Origin of the sequence: Pseudomonas fluorescens, from assembly GCF_902498065.1 — a bacterium.
In the GTDB taxonomy this organism is placed as follows: Bacteria; Pseudomonadota; Gammaproteobacteria; order Pseudomonadales; family Pseudomonadaceae; genus Aquipseudomonas; species Aquipseudomonas fluorescens_BJ.
Genome location: NZ_CABVIR010000005.1, coordinates 23517 through 46311 on the forward strand (window position 1 = coordinate 23517; position 22795 = coordinate 46311).

At 60.8% G+C, this 22795-nt stretch carries 19 protein-coding genes; 4 read left to right on the plus strand and 15 right to left on the minus strand.

What is annotated here, in order from left to right; all coding sequences use genetic code 11:
* Positions 1-4 precede the first annotated feature (4 nt).
* The 9 genes from F8N43_RS18460 to F8N43_RS18500 form a co-directional block, all read right to left on the minus strand.
* Positions 5-2020, minus strand: coding sequence for a ribonucleoside triphosphate reductase (locus F8N43_RS18460; protein ID WP_150632332.1), 2016 nt, complete (start codon positions 2018-2020; stop codon positions 5-7).
* Between the two features lie 260 nt (positions 2021-2280).
* On the minus strand, positions 2281-3273 hold the full coding sequence (gene moaA / locus F8N43_RS18465; protein WP_150654142.1) for a GTP 3',8-cyclase MoaA: 993 nt from the start codon (positions 3271-3273) through the stop codon (positions 2281-2283).
* A gap of 25 nt (positions 3274-3298) precedes the next feature.
* A complete protein-coding gene (locus F8N43_RS18470) occupies positions 3299-4249 on the minus strand; it encodes a peptidylprolyl isomerase (protein WP_150654143.1) in 951 nt (316 codons plus the stop codon).
* A gap of 10 nt (positions 4250-4259) precedes the next feature.
* Positions 4260-4940, minus strand: coding sequence for a respiratory nitrate reductase subunit gamma (gene narI / locus F8N43_RS18475; protein WP_150654144.1), 681 nt, complete (start codon positions 4938-4940; stop codon positions 4260-4262).
* Positions 4933-5688, minus strand: a complete 756-nt coding sequence (gene narJ, locus F8N43_RS18480; protein WP_150654145.1) for a nitrate reductase molybdenum cofactor assembly chaperone — start codon at positions 5686-5688, stop codon at positions 4933-4935. Before narJ ends, narI begins: the two co-directional genes overlap by 8 nt.
* Positions 5689-5690: 2 nt before the next feature.
* Positions 5691-7229 (minus strand): nitrate reductase subunit beta, encoded by a 1539-nt coding sequence (gene narH / locus F8N43_RS18485; RefSeq protein WP_150632327.1) that lies wholly within the window; start codon positions 7227-7229, stop codon positions 5691-5693.
* A 1-nt stretch (position 7230) separates the two neighbouring features.
* Complete coding sequence (locus tag F8N43_RS18490; protein WP_150654146.1) at positions 7231-11004, minus strand: nitrate reductase subunit alpha; 3774 nt, start codon at positions 11002-11004, stop codon at positions 7231-7233.
* A gap of 69 nt (positions 11005-11073) precedes the next feature.
* Positions 11074-12471: a NarK family nitrate/nitrite MFS transporter gene (locus tag F8N43_RS18495; RefSeq protein WP_150632325.1), complete on the minus strand. Its 1398-nt coding sequence runs from the start codon at positions 12469-12471 to the stop codon at positions 11074-11076.
* Positions 12449-13753: an MFS transporter gene (locus F8N43_RS18500; RefSeq protein ID WP_150632324.1), complete on the minus strand. Its 1305-nt coding sequence runs from the start codon at positions 13751-13753 to the stop codon at positions 12449-12451. Before F8N43_RS18500 ends, F8N43_RS18495 begins: the two co-directional genes overlap by 23 nt.
* 304 nt (positions 13754-14057) lie before the next feature.
* On the opposite strand from F8N43_RS18500, the gene F8N43_RS18505 reads away from it, so the two are divergent.
* The 4 genes from F8N43_RS18505 (at position 14058) to F8N43_RS18520 (ending at position 17728) form a co-directional block, all read left to right on the plus strand.
* The gene (locus F8N43_RS18505; RefSeq protein ID WP_150632323.1) at positions 14058-15860 is read left to right on the plus strand and encodes a HAMP domain-containing protein; all 1803 of its coding nucleotides are present in this window, start codon (positions 14058-14060) and stop codon (positions 15858-15860) included.
* Positions 15857-16504, plus strand: coding sequence for a two-component system response regulator NarL (gene narL / locus F8N43_RS18510; protein WP_150632322.1), 648 nt, complete (start codon positions 15857-15859; stop codon positions 16502-16504). The genes F8N43_RS18505 and narL overlap by 4 nt, the downstream gene beginning before the upstream one ends.
* Positions 16505-16590: 86 nt before the next feature.
* The gene (locus F8N43_RS18515; RefSeq protein WP_150632321.1) at positions 16591-17265 is read left to right on the plus strand and encodes a Crp/Fnr family transcriptional regulator; all 675 of its coding nucleotides are present in this window, start codon (positions 16591-16593) and stop codon (positions 17263-17265) included.
* 76 nt (positions 17266-17341) lie between these two features.
* Positions 17342-17728, plus strand: coding sequence for a putative zinc-binding protein (locus F8N43_RS18520; protein ID WP_150632320.1), 387 nt, complete (start codon positions 17342-17344; stop codon positions 17726-17728).
* A 59-nt stretch (positions 17729-17787) separates the two neighbouring features.
* Here the strand turns inward: F8N43_RS18520 and ubiT are convergent, their stop codons facing one another.
* The 6 genes from ubiT to pdxH form a co-directional block, all read right to left on the minus strand.
* Positions 17788-18258 carry a ubiquinone anaerobic biosynthesis accessory factor UbiT gene (gene ubiT, locus F8N43_RS18525; protein WP_150632319.1) on the minus strand — a complete coding sequence of 157 codons (471 nt, stop codon included), beginning with the start codon at positions 18256-18258 and terminating at the stop codon, positions 17788-17790.
* On the minus strand, positions 18252-19142 hold the full coding sequence (locus tag F8N43_RS18530; RefSeq protein WP_150632318.1) for a U32 family peptidase: 891 nt from the start codon (positions 19140-19142) through the stop codon (positions 18252-18254). Before F8N43_RS18530 ends, ubiT begins: the two co-directional genes overlap by 7 nt.
* An 11-nt stretch (positions 19143-19153) precedes the next feature.
* Complete coding sequence (gene ubiU / locus F8N43_RS18535) at positions 19154-20149, minus strand: ubiquinone anaerobic biosynthesis protein UbiU (RefSeq protein ID WP_150632317.1); 996 nt, start codon at positions 20147-20149, stop codon at positions 19154-19156.
* 77 nt (positions 20150-20226) lie between these two features.
* Positions 20227-21462, minus strand: coding sequence for a gephyrin-like molybdotransferase Glp (gene glp / locus F8N43_RS18540; RefSeq protein ID WP_150654147.1), 1236 nt, complete (start codon positions 21460-21462; stop codon positions 20227-20229).
* Complete coding sequence (gene moaB, locus F8N43_RS18545; protein ID WP_150632315.1) at positions 21459-22013, minus strand: molybdenum cofactor biosynthesis protein B; 555 nt, start codon at positions 22011-22013, stop codon at positions 21459-21461. The genes glp and moaB overlap by 4 nt, the downstream gene beginning before the upstream one ends.
* A 91-nt stretch (positions 22014-22104) precedes the next feature.
* Entirely contained in the window at positions 22105-22752 is a 648-nt protein-coding gene (pdxH, locus tag F8N43_RS18550; protein WP_150632314.1) for a pyridoxamine 5'-phosphate oxidase, read from the minus strand.
* Between the last annotated feature and the right edge of the window lie 43 nt (positions 22753-22795).

A 22795-nucleotide genomic window follows, 5' to 3' on the forward strand; every position in this document is an offset into this window, starting at 1 on the left:
GAAATCAGTGAACGGTGCCGGCATGCTGTTCTTTGAGCATCAGGACCTCGTCGCATTTGGGACAGAACTCATGTTCGCCATCGAGGTAGCCGTGCACCGGGCAGATGGAGAACGTCGGGGTCACCGTCAGGTACGGCAGGCGGAAACGCCCGAGGGCTTTACGCACCAGTTGCTTGCAGGCCTGGGTCGAAGAAATTCGCTCGGCCATGTACAGGTGCAAGACCGTGCCGCCGGTGTATTTGCATTGCAATTCGTCTTGAAGCTCCAGAGCCTCGAAGGGGTCTTCGGTGTAGCCCACGGGCAATTGCGAGGAGTTGGTGTAGTACGGCGCCTGCGCGGTGCCGGCCTGAAGAATGTCGGGATAGCGCTTGAGGTCTTCCTTGGCGAAGCGGTAGGTGGTGCCCTCGGCCGGCGTCGCTTCCAGGTTGTAAAGATGGCCGGTTTGTTCCTGGAAACGCACGAGCGTGGCGCGCACATGATCAAGCATCTTCAGGGCAAACTGCCGGCCATGTTCGGTGTGCATGCCCTCCTCGTCGCCGCTGAAATTGCGCAGCATTTCGTGCAGGCCATTGAGGCCGATGGTCGAGAAATGATTGCGCAAGGTCCCCAGGTAACGCTTGGTGTAAGGGTACAAACCGGCGTCCATGTGATGCTGAATCACCTTGCGTTTGACCTCCAGGCTCTCCATCGCCAGCTCCATCAGCGTGTCCAGACGCTTGAGCAAACCGCTGGTATCGCCCTTGAATACGTAGCCCAGGCGCGCGCAGTTAATGGTCACCACGCCGAGCGATCCGGTCTGTTCCGCCGAGCCGAACAAGCCGCCGCCGCGTTTGAGCAACTCGCGTACGTCCAGTTGCAAGCGGCAACACATCGAGCGCACCTGATTGGGCTGCATGTCCGAATTGAGGAAGTTCTGGAAATACGGCAGGCCGTAACGCGCCGTCATCTCGAACAGGCGGTCAGCGTTTTCACTGTCCCACGGAAAATCATGGGTGATGTTGTAGGTCGGGATCGGAAAGGTGAACACCCGCCCTTTCGCATCGCCGGCCTGCATCACCTCGATGTAGGCGCGGTTGAGCAGGTCCATTTCGACCTGCAGGTCGCCATAGGCAAACGGCATTTCCTCACCGCCGATGATGGGGATCTGCTCGCACAGGTCCTGCGGGCAAACCCAGTCGAAGGTCAGGTTGGTAAAGGGCGTTTGCGTGCCCCAGCGTGACGGTACGTTGAGGTTGTAGATGAACTCCTGGATCGCCTGGCGTACCTGCTCAAAACCAAGCTGGTCCTTGCGCACATAGGGCGCCAGGTAGGTGTCGAACGAACTGAACGCCTGGGCACCGGCCCATTCGTTTTGCAGGGTGCCAAGGAAATTCACCATCTGCCCCAGGGCACTGCTCAAGTGCTTCGGCGGACCGGCTTCGACCCGTCCCGGCACACCGTTGAGCCCTTCGTGCAAGAGCGTGCGCAGTGACCAGCCAGCGCAATAACCGGCGAGCATGTCCAGGTCATGCACATGCAAATCCGCCTCGCGGTGGGCCTGGCCGATGGCTTCGCTGTAGACCTCGTCCAGCCAGTAGTTGGCGGTGACCTTGCCCGACACATTCAACACCAGCCCGCCCAGGGAGTAGCCCTGATTGGCGTTGGCCTGGACTCGCCAGTCTTCACGGTCGAGGTATTCGTTCATGGAAGTGGCGACCTCGACCATCGTCCGGCGGTCGCGGCGCAAGCGCCCGTGCTGTTCGCGGTAGACGATGTAGGCGCGCATGGCGAAGAAAAAACCGGCGTCCATCAACACCCGTTCGACACGGTCCTGGATCTGCTCGACATGCAGTCTTGGCAGCCCTTCCAGACGGGCGAGCACCGTCTCGAGCAAGCCTTCGACTTCGACATCGGTGTACTCCCCGGTTGCCCTGCCGGCAGCGATCAACGCCTGACGGATCTTGTCGGCGTCGAAGGCAACCAGATCACCATTGCGTTTGTGCAAACGGTTACTTCCTACTGAGATCAGCGTGCTCTGCATTCGGCCTCCAGACACTACATATAGATTTTTATTAATCTAAAAACACAATATGCAGTGTAGGTTACGGACAAAGCGGGAATCTGCAATTGATCAACATCAAGATCTGCCGGTGAAAAAAATACGTCGGCCAGCGAGGATCCAGTGTGGGAGCGAGCCTGCTCGCGATAGCGTCAGACCCGTCGACTTCAATGTTGATTGGGCTGCAGTCATCACGAGTAAGCTCGCTCCCACATTGGATTTGCCGTGCATTACAGATCGGTTCAACCGCCGCTCATGTTCATGAAGCGGACAATCTGCACCTCACCGTCGGGGGTGAAATCATGGCGTAGCGGTTTGCCACGCAATGCTTTCTGCACCGCGTTGATCACGGGCTGGTCGTCCAGCGGATACCGTCGCAGTAGTCCGCGCAAATCAAGGGCATCGTCCTGGCCCAGACACAGCAACAACTTCCCTTCCACCGTCATCCGCACCCGGTTGCAGCTACCACAGAAGTTGTGACTGTTGGGTGAAATGAAGCCGATCCGGGTCTCGGGATGGCGTTCCAGGCGCACGTAGCGCGCCGGTCCGCCACTGTTTTCCGTGCTGTCGAGCAAGCGATGATGCTGAGCAATCAACGTGCGTACTTCATCACTGGAACAAAACGATTCGCCCCGGGATCGCCCGACATCGCCCAACGGCATTTCTTCGATAAAGCTGATATCGATGCGCTGGTCGATGGCGTATTGCACCAGCGCCGGGACTTCATCGAAGTTGCGTCCCTTCATCACCACGCAGTTGAGCTTGATGCGCTCAAACCCCGCATCCCGCGCTGCTTCGATGCCGCCCAGCACCTGATCGAGATCGCCGTTACGGGTGATCGCACGAAATTTCTGCGCGTCCAGGCTGTCGAGACTGATATTCATCCGTTTGACACCCGCCTCCACCAACGGTCGCGCCAGGCGGCCCAACTGCGAACCATTGCTGGTCATTACCAGTTCGCGCAAACCGGGCAACGCTGCGATGTTGCGGCACAGATCGACAATGCCGGGACGGATCAGCGGCTCACCGCCAGTGAGACGGATCTTGCGTACGCCCAGGCCGACGAACAGCGTTGCCAGGCGCTGCAACTCTTCCAGTGTGAGCACCTGCTGACGCGGCAGGAAGGTCATGTTTTTCGCCATGCAATACACACAACGAAAATCACACCGGTCCGTCACCGACATCCGCAGATAATCGATTTGCCGCCCAAAACCATCCTGCATCACAGCGTTCATCACATCTCCCGGTTGGCCTTGGTGCTCACTGCACCAGCGGTGAGTCAGCGCCCTGCAAATGGATACCGCGAATATCCGCCCCGCCAATCAGGGTTTGCAGATATTGCACCAGGGCCTTTTGCCAGACGCCTTGCTGCAACTGTGTGCGGATCGCCGTCGACACCACTTCATAGGGCAACGGCATGCCTTCGATTCGCTGATCGACACTGACCACATGCCAGCCGTAACGACTTTCCAACGGTTTGCTCGCTATCCCCGGTGCCAGGGTGAACAGCTGACGCTCCAGCTCGGGCACGGTCTGGCCCTTGCTGATCTGTCCCAAAGAACCGCCTTGAGCTTTCGACGGGCAGGCCGAATATTTCACCGCCAGTTCGGCGAAACTGCCGGGGAATTCATCCAGCTGTTGCAGCAGGACTTCGGCCTGACCCTGCGCAAGCTCTCGGGCCTCGAGATCGTCCGGTGCACATTCGAGCAGGATGTGCCGCACCGCCAGCAACGGCGCGCTGTGGAAGCGTCCGCGATTGTTTTCGTAGTAACGCAGACTCGACTCCTCGTCGCACTGCGGCACCTTCACCTCACGTTCAAGCAGCAAGCGCGTGGCCGCTTCCTCTTCGTTCTCACCGGCGCCGATCTCCAGCGACACGCCGAGTTCGGTGATGCGCTGCTGCAACAACTCGCGGATCACCAGCGCGCGGGCGGCCAGGAAGACCGCCTCCTCGCGGCTTTCGGCCGGGTGGTATTGCAGTTCCTGGGCCATCGCCTCCGGGGTGATCAACACCTCGTTGACGCTGACGATCGGCCATTCCTGTTCACTGCTGGCGATCAACTGCGCCGGCGCGTCATCGACCGCCGCAGGCTCGACCGCGAGGGCTTCAAACTGCGCGATATCGGCCGGCATCGCAGTCTCTGCTTTTTTGGAAGATCCGCAGCCACCGCTGCCACCGTTACCGCCACCACATCCACATCCACCTGACATGATTGTCTCCTCAGAATTTCTGCCGAACGATTTGATAACGGCGTCCCAGGTACCAGATCGGTGCACTGATCATGTGTACGAGACGGGTGAAGGGGAACAGCACAAACAGGGTCAGGCCGAGAAACACGTGCAGCTTGTAGGTCAGCCCGACCGGAGCGATGGACGCCGCCGCTTCCATTGGCCGCAGCAGCACGGTGTTCTGCGCCCAGTCGGCGAGCATCACCATCACTGAACCGTCCATGTGCGCGGTAGACGCGATGATGGTCAGCAGACCGAGCAGCAACTGCGCCAACAGCACCAGCAGAATCAAGATGTCCGAAGGACTGGATGTGGCGCGGACCCGAGGATCGGTCAGGCGCCGGTTGACCAGCATCAGCAGGCCGATCAGGCACAGCAGGCCGAAGAACCCACCGGACACCATCGCCAGCAACTGCTTGTTCTCAGTACTGATGACATGGTGATAAACCGACGCGGGTGTCAGCAGACCGACGAAATGCCCGGCCAGCACGAACAACACACCGATGTGGAAGAAGTTGCTCGCCACACGCATGCCGCGCTGGTTGAGCATTTGGCTCGAACCCGCCTTCCAGGTGTACTGCGACAGGTCGAAGCGGGCCCAACTGCCAATCAGGCAAATGGCCAAAGCGACATAGGGATAGATCCCGAACAACAAAAGATTCCATTTAGACATTGCCCACCTCCTTGGCTGGCGCAGCGGCCAGCCCTTCGTGCTGAAAATCCACCCAGTGCAATGGCACCGCGCTTTCTTCCCGGGCCTTGCCCGGCGCGCTTGGCAGCGAACTGCAACGGTCCTGCTGTTCGGCCTGGAGAAAGTCCACGGCCTCCTCCTCCCAGATCTTGTCGAGGGCTTCGAGCGAGTCGTCGCGCGGTTCCGCCGCGACCTGCGCACGCAGGTCGGCAACGGCCTGATGAGGCTCGGCCCCGGCAATTTGCAGCAGCGCGCGGAAGCAACTGGCGTAGGCGCTTTCACGCTCTTCCAGACGTGCCGCGAGCAGGGCCAGCAGGTGCGAGACATCCGCCAGGCCCTCGCGAGCCTCAATGTCTTCACGAGTGGAAAGAAACTCCAGGTACAACGGGATGTAATCCGGAAGCTCTTTGACGCCGATGGCAAAACCGGCGTCTTCGTACTGCGCCATCATGTCGACCATGGCCTGACCGCGGTCGCGGGATTCGCCGTGCACATGCTCGAACAACAGCAACGACAACGAGCGCCCCCGACCGAACAGCGCACCGTAATGCTCCTGCCCGTCCATCAGGTCATTGGCGCAGATCAGTTCCAGCAACTCGAACAACGCACCACGCTGCTTCGGGCTGATTTCCCGCGACTCAATGATCGCCTGTTCCAGTTCGGCGCGGCCGCTGATCAGCGTTTCGGTCGGGTAATCGAGCAACAGCGAAATCACTTTGAGAATTTGCATGCTCATTCCTCCCACAACTGCACGGTTTTCAGAATGTCGCGACGGTTGGCTTTCTTCGCGCCGAACATGTTGGTGTCGGAACTGCCGCTGCAACCGCTGCCGAAGCTGAACCCGCAACCGGAGCGTTCGGCAAAAGCGTCGCTCATGGCGTCTTCGCGGTGGGCGCTCGGTACCACGAAGCGGTCTTCATAATTGGCGATGGCCAGGTAGCGGTACATTTCCTCGACCTGGTCCACGCTCAGGCCGACGTCCGCCAGCACTTGCAGGTCCTGCACGCCATCGACTTGCTGGGAACGCTTGTACGCGCGCATCGCCAGCAAGCGCTTGAGTGCACGCTTGACCGGTTTTTCATCGCCAGCGGTCAGCAGGTTCGCCAGGTACTTCAGTGGAATACGCAGGCTGTCGACGTCCGGGATCACCCCGTTCATGCCAACGGTGCCGGCAGTGGCGGCGTTTTGAATCGGCGACAACGGCGGTACGTACCAGACCATTGGCAAGGTGCGGTATTCCGGGTGCAGCGGCAGCGCGAGTTTCCAGTCCACGGCCATTTTGTAGACTGGCGAACGCTGGGCAGAATCGATCACCGATTGCGGCACACCGTCAGCAAGGGCCTGACGGATCACCGCCGGGTCATTCGGGTCGAGGAAGATTTCCAGTTGCTTCTCGTACAGATCCTGCTCATTGGCGGTGCTCGCCACTTCGCTGATGCGGTCGGCGTCATACAGCAACACCCCGAGGTACCGGATCCGTCCGACACAGGTTTCCGCGCACACGGTGGGCATCCCGGCTTCGATACGCGGGTAGCAGAAAATGCACTTCTCGGACTTGCCGCTTTTCCAGTTGAAGTAGATTTTCTTGTACGGGCAGCCGCTGATGCACATGCGCCAGCCACGGCATTTTTCCTGGTCGATCAGGACGATGCCGTCTTCTTCACGCTTGTAGATCGCCCCGCTCGGGCACGACGCCGCGCAGGTCGGGTTGAGGCAGTGCTCGCACAGACGCGGCAAATACATCATGAAGGTGTTTTCGTATTCGCCGTAGATGTCCGCCTGGATCTTGTCGAAGTTCTTGTCCTTGCGACGCTTGGCGAATTCGGTGCCGAGGATTTCTTCCCAGTTCGGGCCCCACTCGATTTTTTCCATGCGCTTGCCGGAGATCAGCGAGCGTGGGCGCGCGGTGGGCTGATGCTCGCCCAACGGTGCGGTGTGCAGGTGCTGGTAATCGAAGTCAAACGGCTCGTAGTAGTCGTCGAGGCTCGGCAGGTCCGGGTTGGCAAAGATGTTGGCCAGCACGCGGAACTTGCCGCCGATGCGCGGGTTGATCGTGCCGTTGGCATTGCGGATCCAGCCACCCTTCCACTTGTCCTGGTTTTCCCATTCTTTCGGGTAGCCGATCCCGGGTTTGCTTTCGACGTTGTTGAACCACGCGTATTCCATGCCTTCGCGGCTGGTCCAGACGTTTTTGCAGGTGATCGAGCACGTGTGGCAACCGATGCATTTGTCCAGGTTCAGAACCATGCCGATTTGTGAGCGAATCTTCATCTCAGTTCTCCTCGATATCGGTCGGCAAAGGACGCGGCAGGTCATCACCGGACGAACCATCGAGCCAGTCGACTTTGGACATTTTGCGCACCACGACGAATTCATCGCGGTTGCAACCGACCGTGCCGTAATAGTTGAAACCGTAGGCCTGCTGGGCATAGCCACCGATCATGTGGGTGGGCTTGAGCACCACGCGGGTCACCGAGTTGTGGTGGCCGCCACGGGTCTTGGTGGTTTCCGAACCGGGCACGTTCACGATCCGTTCCTGGGCGTGGTACATCATCACCATGCCGTCCTTGACCCGCTGACTGACCACTGCACGAGCGGTCAGCGCACCGTTGACGTTGAAGCATTCGATCCAGTCGTTATCCTCGATGCCGGCGCTTTTCGCGTCGTTCTCCGAGAGCCAGACAATCGGCCCGCCACGGCTGAGGGTCAGCATCAGCAGGTTGTCGCTGTAGGTGCTGTGGATGCCCCATTTCTGGTGCGGGGTGATCCAGTTCAGGACGATTTCCTTGTGGCCGTTGCTGCGTTTGCCTTTCACCCCTTCGATGGTGCGGGTGTTGACCGGTGGCCGATAACTCATCAGTTGCTCGCCGAACGCCTGCATCCACGGGTGATCCTGGTAGAACTGCTGGCGACCGGTGATGGTGCGCCACGGGATGCCTTCGTGAACGTTGGTGTAACCGGCGTTGTAGCTGACGTGATCGTCCTCGAGCCCCGACCAGGTCGGGCTGGAAATGATCTTGCGCGGCTGCGCCTGGATGTCGCGGAAACGAATCGCTTCATGCTCCTTGCCCACGGCCAGGTGGCTGTGGTCGATGCCGGTGAATTCCGACAGCGCGGCCCAGGCCTTGACCGCTACATGACCGTTGGTTTCCGGTGCCAGGGACAGAATCACTTCAGCGGCATCGATTGCCGTGTCGATTTTCGGCCGACCATGGCTGATGCCCGCGTCCCGTTCGTGGTGATTGAGCTCACCGAGGAATTTCACTTCGGCCTCGGTGTTCCAGTTGATGCCCTTGCCGCCGTTGCCGTGTTTTTCCAGCAATGGCCCGAGGGACGAGAACTGCTTGTAGATGTTTGGGTAGTCACGCTCGACCACATGCAGGTTCGGCGCGTTCTTGCCCGGTTCCGGGGCCACGCCGGCGCTCTTCCAGTCGGTGCCGCCAAACGGCTGGGCCAGTTCGCCGACGCTGTCGTGCATCAACGGGATGGTCACCAGGTCCTTTTCGACGCCCAGGTGCCCTTCGGCCATGCTGGAAAACGCTTTGGCGATGCCTTTGTAGATTTCCCAGTCGGAACGCGATTCCCACGCCGGGTCGATCGCCGCCGACAACGGGTGAATGAACGGGTGCATGTCCGAGGTGTTCATGTCGTCTTTTTCGTACCAGGTGGCGGTCGGCAAGACGATGTCGGAATAGACGCAGGTCGAGGACATGCGGAAGTCCAGCGTGGTGACCAGATCGAGCTTGCCGATGGCGCCCTCGTCCACCCATTCGGCTTCTTCAGGTTTGCAGTCGCCAACCTGGCCGATGTCTTCGTTCATCACCCCGTTCTTGGTGCCGAGCAGGTACTTGAGCATGTACTCGTGGCCCTTGCCCGAGGAGCCCAGCAGGTTGGAGCGCCAGATGAACATGTTGCGCGGGAAGTTGACCGGGCTATCCGGCTGTTCGCAGGAGAAACGCAGCGAACCGTCCTGCAACGACTTGACCACGTAGTCTTTCGGCTCCATACCGGCCGCCGCCGCATCGCGGCAAATGTGCAGCGGGTTGGTGTTCAGTTGCGGGGCGCTGGGCAACCAGCCGGCGCGTTCGGCGCGGATATTGTAGTCCAGTGCATGCTCGGGGAATTGCGATTTGTCGGCCAATGGCGAGAGCACGTCGTGCATGCTCATTTTCTCGTGGCGCCACTGCGAGCTGTGGGCGTAGAAGAAGCTGGTGCCGTTCATTTGCCGTGGCGGACGGTTCCAGTCGAGGCCGAACGCCAGGGGCAGCCAGCCGCATTGCGGACGGAGTTTTTCCTGGCCGACGTAGTGCGCCCAACCGCCACCGGTCTGACCGACACACCCGCAGAGCATGAGCATGTTGATCAGCCCGCGGTAGTTCATGTCCATGTGGTACCAGTGATTCATCGCCGCGCCGACGATGATCATCGAGCGGCCCTTGGTCTTGTCGGCGTTATCGGCGAACTCACGGGCAATCTGGATCGCTTTCTCGCGGCTGACGCCGGTGATCTGCTCCTGCCAGGCCGGGGTGCCGGGCACTGAGGCGTCGTTGTAATCCTTGGCGACGTTTTCACCACCCAAGCCACGGTCGATCGCCAGATTGGCGGCCGACAGGTCGAACACGGTGGCGACTTTGGCCACGCTGCCGTCCGCCAGAACGATGCTGTGCACCGGCACACGACGGTATTGCACAGCATCGCCGGCCACGTGCTGGAAGTGCTCGTGGGACTCGCCGGCAAAATACGGGAACGCCACTTCGGCGACGTCATCGCCGATCAGGCTCAGTTTCAGGTCGATCTCGCGACCTTCGCCGCCTTCACGCGGGAGGATGTTCCACTTGCCCTTCTCGCCCCAGCGGTAACCGATGGAACCCTGAGGGGACACCAGTTCACCGCTCACATCGAGGGCGATGGTTTTCCATTCCGGGTTGTTTTCCTGGCCGAGGTTGTCGGTCAGGTCGCTGGCGCGCAGGAAGCGATCCGGCTGGTAACCGGCGCCCGGCGCCTTGTCGACCATTTGCTTGAGCAACACCAGCACCGGCAGATCGGTAAAGCGCTTGGCGTAGTCAGTGAAATAGGCGCTCGGTTTGTCCAGGTGGAACTCTTTGAAGATCACATGGTTGAACGCTTGGGCCAGCGCAGCGTCGGTGCCTTGCTTCGGGTTCAGCCACAGGTCGGTGAGCTTGGCGACTTCCGAGTAGTCGGGGGTGATCGCCACAGTCTTGGTGCCCTTGTAGCGGACTTCGGTGAAGAAGTGCGCGTCGGGGGTACGGGTCTGCGGAACGTTGGAGCCCCAGGCAATGATGTAGTTGGAGTTGTACCAGTCCGCCGATTCCGGCACGTCGGTCTGCTCGCCCCAGACCATCGGCGAGGCCGGTGGCAAGTCGCAGTACCAGTCGTAGAAGCTCAGGCAGGCGCCACCGATCAGCGACAGGTAACGTGAGCCTGCGGCGTAGCTGACCATCGACATCGCCGGGATCGGCGAAAAGCCGACGATCCGGTCGGGGCCGTATTGCTTGATGGTGTAGACGTTGGCCGCCGCGATGATCTCGTTGACTTCCTCCCAGTTGGAGCGAATGAAGCCACCCATGCCGCGCTTGCTTTTATAGGAGTCGGCCTTGACCTTGTCCTCGACGATGCTGGCCCAGGCTTCGACCGGCGCCATGGTCTGCCGCGCATCGCGCCAGAGCTTGAGCAACGGCTTGCGGATTTTCGGGTATTTGAGCCGGTTGGCGCTGTAGATATACCAGCTGTAACTGGCGCCACGCGGGCAGCCTCGCGGTTCATGGTTGGGCAGGTCGTTGCGGGTGCGCGGGTAGTCGGTCTGCTGGGTTTCCCAGGTGATCAGGCCGTTCTTCACGTAGATTTTCCACGAGCAAGACCCGGTGCAGTTCACCCCGTGGGTGGAGCGCACGATCTTGTCGTACTGCCAGCGTGAACGGTAGACGTTCTCCCAGTCACGCGACTCTTTGCGGGTCTCGCCATGACCGTCGGAAAATTCGTTTTGCTTGCGATTGAAAAACCGCAATTGATCCAGTAAATGACTCACGGTGTAGTCCTCTCAGGCTTGCTGCGGGGTTCTGTGCCCCGCCCACGCAATGGTTGGATTCGGGTCGTCTCAGCAGGGTGTCGCGGCGCCTTTGCGGGCGTACCACCACCAGGTCACGACGATGCAGCTCAGGTAAAAGCCGACGAACATGTAGAAGGCCATCTCCGGGCCGCCGGTCTGGGCCATCGAAGTGCCGAAGGATTTGGGAATGAAGAACGCACCGAAGGCGCCCATGGCCGAACTGAAGCCCAGGACCGCCGCCGACTCTTTGCCGGCGCTCTTGAGTGCTTGTTCGCGTACGGCCGGGGATTTTCCGGCAGCGGCTTTTTCATGCTGGGTGCGGAAGATCACCGGGATCATGCGGAAGGTGGAGCCGTTGCCGACACCGGTGGTGATGAACAGCAGCATGAACATGCCGAGGAAGCCGTAGAAGTTGCCGCCCGAACCGTTCTGCGGCAGGAAGTGCATGACGCCGAAGACCATCACGATCATCGCCACGAAGTTCCACAAGGTCACTTTCGCGCCGCCGAGTTTGTCCGCCAGCCAACCGCCCAATGGGCGCACGAGCGCACCCACCAACGGTCCGAGGAAGGCGAATTTCAGCGCAATCACGTCAGGGAACGAGGTTTTGATCAGCAATGGGAACGCGGCAGAAAAACCGATGAACGAGCCGAAAGTCGCCAGGTACAACCAGCACATCAGCCAGTTGTGCTTGCGTTTGAAGATCACTGCCTGCTCGCTGAAAGAAGCGCGGGCACTGGACAGGTCATTCATGCCGAACCAGGCAAGCACCGTCACCAGGACAATAAACGGTACCCAGATGAAGCCGGCGTTCTGCAACCACAACTGACCGCCGTCCGGCAGGGCTTGCGGCGAACCACCCATGAAACCGAACACGCCGAAGGTAATCACCAGTGGTACACAGAACTGCATCACCGAGACACCCAGGTTACCCAGCCCGGCGTTGAGGCCAAGGGCTGTGCCCTGCTGGGACTTGGGGTAGAAGAAGCTGATGTTGGACATGCTCGAGGCGAAGTTGCCACCGCCAAAACCGCAGAGCAAGGCTATCAATACGAACACGCTGTACGGGGTGCCCGGATCCTGCACCGCGAAGCCCATCCAGATCGATGGCAACAGTAAAGACGCGGTGCTCAGGGCGGTCCAGCGCCGGCCACCGAAGATCGGCACCATAAAGGAATAGAAGACGCGCAAGGTCGCGCCGGACAACCCCGGCAACGCCGCCAGCCAGAACAACTGGTCGGTGGTGAAGGTGAAGCCAATGGCGTTCAGGCGCACGATCACCGTGCTCCAGACCATCCACACCGCGAAGGCCAGCAGCAGCGCGGGAATGGAAATCCACAGGTTGCGCGTGGCGGTCTGTTTGCCGCTGCTTCCCCAGAACGCCGGGTCCTCGGGACGCCAGTCATGAATGACCGGGCCTTTGTCAGGCTTTTGCAGAACGGACATGTTGTTCTCCTTGGGCAATGCTCGAAATCGTGGACGAGGTCCGCGGCGGCTCTGTACCAAGCACCGGGCTTTTGCGTATTTCGCTGAAGTACATCCAGGTGAGGGAGACCCACACCACGCCGTACATCAACATGAAGCAGGACGAGCGCACGCCGGTGAGGTCCACCAGGGCGCCAAACATGATCGGCAACACGAAGCCGCCCAAACCGCCGGCCAGACCGACGATGCCGGACACCGCGCCCATGTTTGTCGGGTAGTCATTGGCGATGTATTTGAAGACCGAGGCCTTGCCGAACGCGAAGGCAATGCCCATGACGAACAGCAGCACGGTGAACAGCGCGGGATTGAGACCGATGTGAAAATCCACTGCGCCGTTGAGGGTCTGCACTTGCAGTTGGGTTTGTGGGTACGAGAGCAGGAACAGGCAGATCCAGCTGACCCACAACACCCACCAGGTCACGCTTTGCGCGCCCCAGCGATCCGACATCCAACCGCCGACGGCACGCAGCACGCCACCGGGCAGGGAAAAACAGGCCGCCAGCAGCGCCGCGCTTTGCAGGCTGAAACCGTATTCCTGCACGTAGTACTTGGTCATCCACAGCGCGAGGGCCACGTAGCCGCCGAAGACGATCGAGTAGTACTGACAGTAGCGCCACACCGCAGGATCTTTCAGCGAACTCAGTTGCTCACGCAACGTCGCGCCCGAGGCACTGTGGTGGTCCTTGTTTTCGGCACTGAGGAACCAGAACAGCAACGCGGTGATGAAGAGGATGGCGCTGAAGACTTTCGGCACCAGCTGCCAGCTACCGGCCGCGATCAGTGCGGGGGCGAGAAACTTGGTGACCGCGGCCCCGGCGTTACCGGCACCGAAGATACCCATCGCGAAACCCTGGTTCTCTTTGTCGAACCATTTGGCGACGTAGGCAATCCCCACCGAGAAAGAACCGCCGGCCAGGCCGACGAACAAGCCCAGGACCAGGAACTGCCAATAGGCGGTGGCGTGGCTGATCAGGTACAGCGGCGCGACGCAGGACAGCATCAGCAGAAAGAACACGCTGCGCCCGCCAAAGCGGTCAGTCAGCAGGCCCAGTGGCAGGCGCACCAGCGAACCGGTCAATACCGGGGTCGCAGCCAGCAGGCCGAACTGGGTTTCGTTGAGCTGGAGCAGTTCCTTGATCGGCACCCCGAGCACGGCAAACATCATCCAGACCATGAAACACACAGTGAAGGCCAGCGTGCTCATACCCAGCACCAAGCCTTGTCGTACACGGGGTTGGGTCACAAATGCTCTCCAGTCAGTTAGCCATGGCCGCAGACTAGAGAGGCAAACCCCGCAAAAACTTGATCCACATCAACGAAGCCCAAGGGGACTCAGGCCTATGCTTGTGCCGCCTACCTCTAAGGAGGTAGTACAGAAAATGCTTAAAACCCCTTGTTTATCAGTGTTTTAATTTTTTACACCCAGTGTTCTGTCGACAAGGAACCGTCGACAACTCTTTAGAGGTAGCGCCTCCCGGATCGGTGGCCAATCTCACTCTGGAGCTGTGCATGCTCTGCTTTCCTGACTTTTCTACGGACCTGCGCTGATGATTCGCTGGTTGCGCAGCTCCCTGCCCGCGCGCGCCGGGCTGGCGGTAATCCTGATCGCCGTGCTTGCCCTCGCCAGCTCGTTGAGCGCCGGGCTGATCGCCTGGTTCAGCCAGGGTGATGCCGCCGCAATCAACACGGCCGGTTCGGTGCGGATGGAGACGTACCACCTGAGCTGGAAACTCGCCGCCGGTGCCACACCTGAAGAGATCAGCCACATCACTGACAGCCTGCAACGTCGCCTCAACAGCCAGTCACTTAAGGCCGTGCTGGAAGATGGCCCGACCACCGCGTTGCAAACCAGCTATGGGCAACTCCAGCAACAATGGAACGAGGCGTTGCGCCCGGCGCTGGAACGCAGCGATGCCGTAGCGTTTCAAGCCCAGGCCCGGCCGTTCGTTGATCAACTGAACCAGTTCGTCAGCCTGTTACAGCGCCAGAGCGAGCAAAAGCAAGGCTGGCAACAAGTGATCCAGGGCATGGCGCTGTTCACCACAATGATTGTCCTGCTGATCGGGTTGTATGAGTTGCAGTACGGGGTGGTCACGCCCCTCAAGGAATTGGTGGACGCCACCCAGCGCTTTCGGCGCGGTGATTTCAAGGTGCGGGTCAACCATCAGTCCCAGGACGAACTGGGTCAGCTGGCCACGAGCTTCAACGCCATGGCCGAGACGATTGAAGCGTCGCACCACACGCTGGAGAGTCAGGTCCAGCAAAAAACCCTGAACCTGCAACAGGCCAATGCCGCGTTGGAGTTGCTGTATCAAAGCAGCCGCAGCCTGGCCACACGCCTGGCCAATGCCGAAGGGCTGGACGAGTTGATCAGGCGCTTCCAGAAACGCCTGCCGGGTTTGCGCCTGTCGCTGTGCTTGCAAGGCCAGACGCAGGCGCCCGCACAGCAGCTGATCGCCCTGCATGGCGCCAACATCCGCGAAGTCTGCGCCAGCAGCGACTGCGCCACGTGCCAGAAACACCATGACGCGAAACCGCAAACCTTCAGCATCAGCAACCAGGGCAGCGAACTGGGTGAGCTCAAGGCGCACTTCGTCGACGGTCATCCCCCGCAAGCCTGGGAAACCCAGCTGATCCAGGCCCTGGCCAACCTGATCGGCACTTCGCTCTCGCTCAAGCGCCAACGGGAGCAGGATCATCGCCTGCTATTGCTCGAAGAGCGCACGATTATCGCCCGCGAACTGCACGACTCACTGGCGCAGGCCCTGTCTTACATGAAGCTGCAAGTCAGCCGCATGCAGACCCTGATGCGCCGTGGCGAACCGGTGCAGACCCTGGAGAATGTCACCGCCGAATTGCGCGAGGGGCTGAACAATGCCTACCGCCAACTGCGCGAATTGCTGACCACCTTTCGCTTACAGATTCACGATGCCGGGCTGGTGCAGGAACTCAAGGACACGGCCGAAGAATTCTCCCGTCGCGGCGAATTCCAGGTGCACCTGCACGTCGATGCGCTGGCCTTTCAGCTCTCGGCCAGCGAGCAGATCCACATGTTGCAGATCACCCGCGAAGCACTCTCCAATTGCCTGCGTCATGCCCATGCACAAAACGCCTGGCTGGAACTGCGCCAGGAGGGCGAAACCGTAAGGCTCACGGTCGAAGACGACGGACGCGGGTTCAGCGGCAACGTTGACCAGCGCGAACATCACGGCCTGAACATCATGGATGAGCGGGCGCGAAGCCTGCGTGGCCGGTTGCAGATATTCTCCAGGGAACCGCAAGGCACCCTCGTCCAACTGGAATTCCACCCGGAGTTTCTCGGACAGCACACAGAAGGTAGCGTCACATGAACCCGCCCGCACACCATAGAATCCTGCTGGTAGACGACCATCCCATGATGCGTCGCGGCATCCGCCAGATGCTCGAACTCGAGGACGACTTCCTGATCGTCGGTGAAGCCAACCATGGCGAAGAGGCCCTCAGTCTGATTGAGCCACTGCAACCGGACCTGGTGTTGCTCGACAACAACATGCCGCAAATGAACGGCATTGAAACCCTGCGCCGGTTACGGGCGATGCACTACACCGGCAAAGTATTGCTGTTCACCGTATCGGACGCCGAAGACGATATTCGCGATGCCCTTCGACTGGATGCCGACGGTTATCTGCTCAAGGACATGGAACCGGAACTGTTGATCCAGTACATCCGCGATGCCCTGAACGGCGCATTGGTCATCAGCCCCGGTCTGACCCAAGTCATGGCCCAGGCGCTGCGCTCGCCGCCGCGCCAATCGGTGGTGGAACTGACCGAGCGCGAACGCCAGGTGCTGAAAACCATCGCCAGCGGCTTCAGCAACAAAGTCATCGGGCACAAGCTGGGCATCACCGAAGGGACGGTCAAGGTTCACGTCAAGAACCTGCTGCACAAGCTCGGTTTGCGCTCGCGGGTGGAGGCGGCCGTGTGGGCCATGGAGCATCTGCGCAGTGCGGGCTGACGGCCATGCCTCCTTGGAGGTAGGCCTGCAGAGGCATAGGTCAACCGGCCTGCGCTCTCTACTATGACCGTCAGCGGAGGTACGCCATGCTGACCCACCCTTCCATCGTTTTAACGTTGCGTCGTCATCATCTGTTCAGCCAATTGCCGGAAAAAGTCTTCGAGGAAGTCTGTGCCCTGGCCATGCTCAAACGCTTGCCTTGTCACAGCACGCTCATGCATCAGGGCGATCCGGCCAAACGCTTTTTTCTGCTGGTCAGCGGCCAGATCAAGTTGTATCGGCTGACGGGCGAAGGCCAGGAAAATCTGGTGGAAATCATTCAGCCCGGGCAAACCTTTGCCGAAGCGCTGCTGTTCAGCCAGGCCCGGCTCTACCCTGTGAGCGCCACCGCCCTGAAGGACAGTGTGCTGGTCAGCATCGAGGGCAACCATTATCGCCATGCGCTGGAGGACCAGCCGAAAGTCTGCCTGGCCATCCTGGCGAGCATGAGCGTTCACCTGCACCTGCGGCTGCGCGACATCGACACCTTGACCATGGCGAGCGCGAGTCGTCGGGTGATCAATTTCCTGTTCCAGGAACGCCACCCGGTCACCGGCCAGATTGTCTTGCAGATGTCCAAACGCCTGGTGGCGTCGAAGCTTGGGATTCAGCCGGAAACCTTCTCGCGGATATTGCATCGCCTGGTGGACAGCGGCCTGATCGCGATGGAGCGACGCCACATCAGCATCCTCGCGGAAGAGGACCTGGCGGCGTTCCAATAGCCGCAATTGACCGCCATCAATGCGCAATGCCCTGCGCCTTGCACACTGTGATACTTCATCAATAATGGAGAGCGTCATGCCCCCTTCGACTTTGCCTCTGGTCTACGCCTGCTCCGGCTGCTCCAATGTGGCCCAACTGGCCAACACCCTGGCGGTGCGCCTGGATCGCAGCGGTGTCGCGGAAATGTCCTGCATCGCCGGCGTGGGTGGGCATGTGGCCGCGCTGGTCAACAAGGCGCGGTCGGGGCGGCGGATCTTTGCGCTGGACGGTTGTCCGCTGCAATGTGTCGAGAACTGTCTGAAGCAACACGGATTGCATGCGGATGTGCATTTGATTCTTAGCCATTACGGGGTGCGTAAACGTTATGGCGAGGATTGCACCGAGGCACAGAGCGATGAGTTGTTTGAGGGGATCAGGCAGTTGATTGCCAGTGATACCCGGCAGCATGAAAGCCGGGGTTGAGGGCGACGAAAATCCAATGTGGGAACGAGCCTGATCGCTCCCACCGTTGTGCCGGGCGGTCAGCCCGCTGCCAGGCCCTTCCCCGCCCGCTCAAGGTTTCGCCATAACCACACCGGCAACACATCAGGATCAAGGCTGTCGATCAGGTTCTTCAGCGCCAGCCCCAATTCGGTATCGCCCTCTATCACCAGGCGCCGACGAAAAAACAGTGTGTCCGGATCTTCCTGACGACTGGCCAACAGTAAAAACTCACGCCAGTTCCCGCTGATGGTAACCGCCGCCGTTGCATGCTCGGCAATCCGCAACCCCTGACGACTGAGCGTCAGGTACCAGGACAACCCCAGATCCGGAACCCGCAAACATAACCAACGCCCACGCAACACCTCGAACTCGCCATCGCGCAGCGGCTCGGCGAGGCATCGATTGAGCGCCTGTTGCAACGCCAGGCGCTGTACGGCAAACGGCACCCGACGCACCAGCGGCAACAACCGGTCTGCACCTTTGAGCAGCCACTTCTTTCGGTTCAGCACAGGCCGACCTCCTCGACGCGCAACATGCCGGCCTGGCCATGCCAGTAGCCATTGCACCCGTCGACAAACAACGGCGGTGTCTCGCCCGAGCGAACGCGCTGATAACTCGCGATCACCTCAGCCATGCCCTGCGCACGCGGGCTCAGGCGCAACAGATCGGCACCACAGGCCACCAGCCCGGAATAATCGGCGAGCAAATTGGTGACCTCGGCCGACATGGTTTGAATACCGTTGAGAGTGAACAACGGTTGCCCTTCCTGGCTGGTCAGCGCCATGCCGTCGGGGTAATTGATGCAGCAAAACTGGCAGTCGTCTTTTGGCCGGTTTTCCGCGCGGGCGGTGAAACAGCGTGCGGAATAGGCCAGGGGCAAATGCCCATAGGCAAAAATTTCAACTTCCGGCACCGCCCGGCCCAGTTCACGCACCTGCCCGATCACATCGCTGATCAGCGCGGACGAACACTCCACAGGCGGCACCCAGCGGGTCATTCCGCAATCGAGCAATTGCGCCAGCGAGTGGCCGTTGTACAGATTGAGGGCCGGGCCGGCCACGAACGGCAACTGGCGCTCGGCGAGAAACTGCACCGCGCCCATGTCATTGGCCTCCACCAATAGCTGGCCGTTGTCGCACAGGCGGCGCAGGCTGGAAAGCTCCGACGCCGCTTCGATCAGCGTCAGGCTGGAGATCACCAACTGCGCCTGGCTGCACTCCTGTAACTCGCGCCCCAGTCCCAGCCACTGATCCAGTGAAAAGGCCCGGCGTTTCGAGCACACGGTTTCCCCCAGGTAAATCACGTCCAGGGGCATGGCCGACATCTCGGCGTAAAAGTTGCTGAGTTGCTCCTTGTCCCAATAAAACAGGACCGGTCCCAGGCTGAGCTTCATGTCGCGTCCTCTCATTGCCATGATCGATGATAAGCACCCAGGGTGGTCTGGCTGCCTTCGGACAAACCGGCCAGCACCTGACGCCATTCTTCCTTGACCCGGAAACTGCCCGGCGCGCCGCGATGGGCATCCAGCGCAGCGCGCCAGACCCGCGTGACTTGCTCGACATACGCCGGGCTGCGCTGGCGACCTTCGATTTTCACGGCTTCGACGCCGATGGCCGTCAGCTCCGGCAGCAAGTCCAGGGTGTCGAGGCTGGTGGGTTCTTCCAGGGCATGAAAGCGTTTGCCGTCGACCAGAAAGCGGCCTTTGCACAAGGTCGGATAACCCGCCGGTTCGTCGGGGGTGTAGCGATCTATCAGGACTTCACTGAGCCGTGCGCTCAAACCTTCGGCGTCCTCGCTCCAGCGCACCGCCTTGGCCGGCGAACAGACGCCGCACAGGTTCGGCGACTCGCCGGTGATGTAGGAAGACAGGTGGCAACGCCCTTCGGCCATGATGCACAGGCTGCCGAAACCAAACACTTCGATGGGCACGGGGCTGCTGGCGGCGACCTGGCGCACCTGCGCCAATGACAACACCCGTGGCAGCACCGCGCGACGGATACCGTAGCGCTGCGCATAAAACGCCAGCGCGGCGGCGTGGGTCGCAGAGCCCTGGACCGACAGGTGCAACGCCAGTTGCGGATGGCGCTGGCTGGCATAGTTGAGCACCCCCGGATCAGCGGCGATCAGCGCGTCCACACCGAAATCGGCGGCACGATCCACCGCCCGCTGCCAGCGCTCCCAGCCCTTGGGTTGCGGGTAGGTGTTGACGGCGACATAGAGTTTGCGTTGATGCTGGCGGATGTGGGCGACGGCGGCGTCGAACTGTTTGTCGTCCATGTTCAGCCCTGCGAAATGCCGGGCGTTGGTGTCATCGCGAAAGCCGACATAGACGGCATCGGCGCCTTGGCGCACCGCCGCTTTGAGCGCAGGCAGGTTCCCTGCCGGGCAGACCAGTTGCATGGGTAATCCTCATGAAAAAGCGGCGCTGCCAGTCTAGCCAGACCGGCAGGAACGGCCTTGACGGCAATCAATTGCCCTCACTGCATCAGGTCGGCAAAAGACAGGAACATCACGTTGTCGTGCTTGCGCACTTGCTGCTCGCACTCGATCACTGCCAGCCCGTCAGCCCAGCACGCGGCCGTCAACATCGCAGAGCTTTGCTGAGGGTGCAGTGCCACGGTCATCTGGCCGTCAGCGCCGGGCGCCAACTTCGCCCGTAAGTACTGCCGACGCTTGTTACGTTGCAGCCAGTCGAACCCGGCTGGCACGGCCAATGGTCGCGGCATCACGTCCGTCATCCCCTGGGCCCTGAGCAAAAACGGACGCACCACCACCAACGCGGTAATCAGTGCTGCCGATGGATTGCCGGGCATGCCGATCCACGGTTTGCCGGCCACTGCGCCAAAGGCCAGCGGTTTGCCCGGCTGCATGGCCAGCCGCCAGAAATCGACGCTGCCCAGTTCCTCGATGGCTTGCTTGAGATGGTCCTCTTCGCCGACCGATACGCCGCCGCTGCTCAGCAACAGATCGCATTCAGACGACGCCAGGCTCAATGCGTGTCGACTGGCCGCCAGCTCATCGGCCATCACGCCGTAGTCATGCACCTCGACGCCCCAGCCACGCAACAACGCGGCGAGGCAATAGCGATTGCTGTTGTAAATCTGCCCCGGCGCCAAGACGTCGCCCGGCTCGCGCAGCTCATTGCCGCTGCTGAGCAAGCACACCTGCAACGGCCGATAGACCTCCACCCGTGCAATTCCGGCGCCGGCCAGCAAGCCGATTTCCTGAGCGCGCAGGCGCTTGCCGGCCTTGAGCAACAGCTGCCCGCGACGAACCTCCTCACCCTCCTGACGTACATGATCGCCAACGCAAACCGGCGGAAACCAGACACGCTCGCCGTCGATCCGGCAACGCTCTTGCGGGACGACGGTATCAGCGCCCGGTGGCAATGGCGCGCCGGTAAAGATCTGCACCGTTTGCTGCGCGAGCAACGGTGAGGACGCCTGATCTCCCGCCGCAATTCGCCCAGCCATCGCCAACCCACCACCCTCCGCCGGCAGGTCGGCGGCCCTGAGGGCGTAACCGTCCATGGCACTGTTGTCCCAGGCGGGCAGATTCACCGGCGAATGGATATCCGCTGCCAGCACGCGTCCCATCGCTTGATCCAGGCTGATCCTTTGCACCAGGGGCGGCGGCGGTGCCTGATCGAGCAGACGGATGATGGCTTCGTCCACCGGCATCAGGCTGCCGAGGTCGCACACCCGACCGGTCATGAGCGTGTCTCGCAGGCATCCATGATGCGCTGGGCCTGAGGTTTCAAATGCGGGGCGAAATTGCACGGGCCGGTGCGACTGTCCAGCTGTTCGAGCAGGATCTTGTTCCAGGCCGTCCGGCAAGCGCCCGGCGAACCGGGTACGCAGCACACCAGCACGCCGTTACTCATGCCGGCCAGTGCCCGGGACTGCAGGCTGGACATGCCGATTTCCTCCAGCGACACCTGACGGAACAATTCGCCGAAACCTTCCACGTGTTTGTCCAGCAATGGCAGGACGGCTTGCGGCGTGTTGTCGCGGGCGGTGAACCCGGTACCGCCGGTCATCAGGACAACTTGCACTGCGGGGTCGGCGATCCACCGGGAAACGGTGGCGCGGATCTGATAGATATCGTCCTTGACCAGATCACGATCGATCAATACATGCCCGGCGGTTTGCAGCAAATCGGTCAGGGTCTGGCCCGAGGTGTCGGTGTCAAAGGTGCGCGTATCGCTGATGGTCAGCACGGCGATGTTCAGGGGTTCAAACGTGCGTTGCGCCAGATGGGCCATGTCCAGGTTTTCCCGTAGATGAGGATATGGCCGCAAGCCTGAACCGGAATCCGTGATGAGCCTATTCCTCCAAGGAGGTACCTCGTCGAGCTCAAGGTGCGAGGCGACTTCGTTTCCAGGCACCTTCATGCAGACGGTAGTCGATACGGTCATGCAAACGGTCGGCGCGGCCCTGCCAGAACTCCAGGCGCTCGGGATGCAGGCAGTAGCCGCCCCAGTGCTCGGGTCGCGGCACGGTCTGGCCGACGAAGCGCTTGATGGTGTCGGCCAGCAGCGATTCAAGCGCTGCACGACCGGCCAGCGGACGGCTTTGCGGTGAAGCCCAGGCGCCGAGACGACTGGCCATGGAACGGGAATCGAAGTACGCGTCCGACAGCGCCGGGTCGAGTCTGGACACCCGGCCTTCAATCCGCACCTGTCGCTCCAGCCCCGGCCAGAAGAACGTCATGGCGGCATAGGGATTGGCGGCCAGTTGCTGGCCCTTGTCACTCTGGTAATGGCCGAAGAACGTGAAACCTTCCTCGCTCAAGCCCTTGAGCAACAGGACGCGGCAGTGCGGCCGCCCCTCGCTGTCGACCGTCGCCAACATCATGCTATTGGCTTCCACAGGCGCACTCTCGGTGTCACGGGCCTGTTGCAGCCATTGCCGAAACATCGCCAAAGGGTCATCCAGCGCATGCTCGTCCTGCAAGCCATACAGGGTGTAGTTGCGGCGCATCTGGGCCAGGGAAAGTGGCATGACGGTGATCTCCGGTAGGTTTTGCGCAGTGTGCGAGGCACTG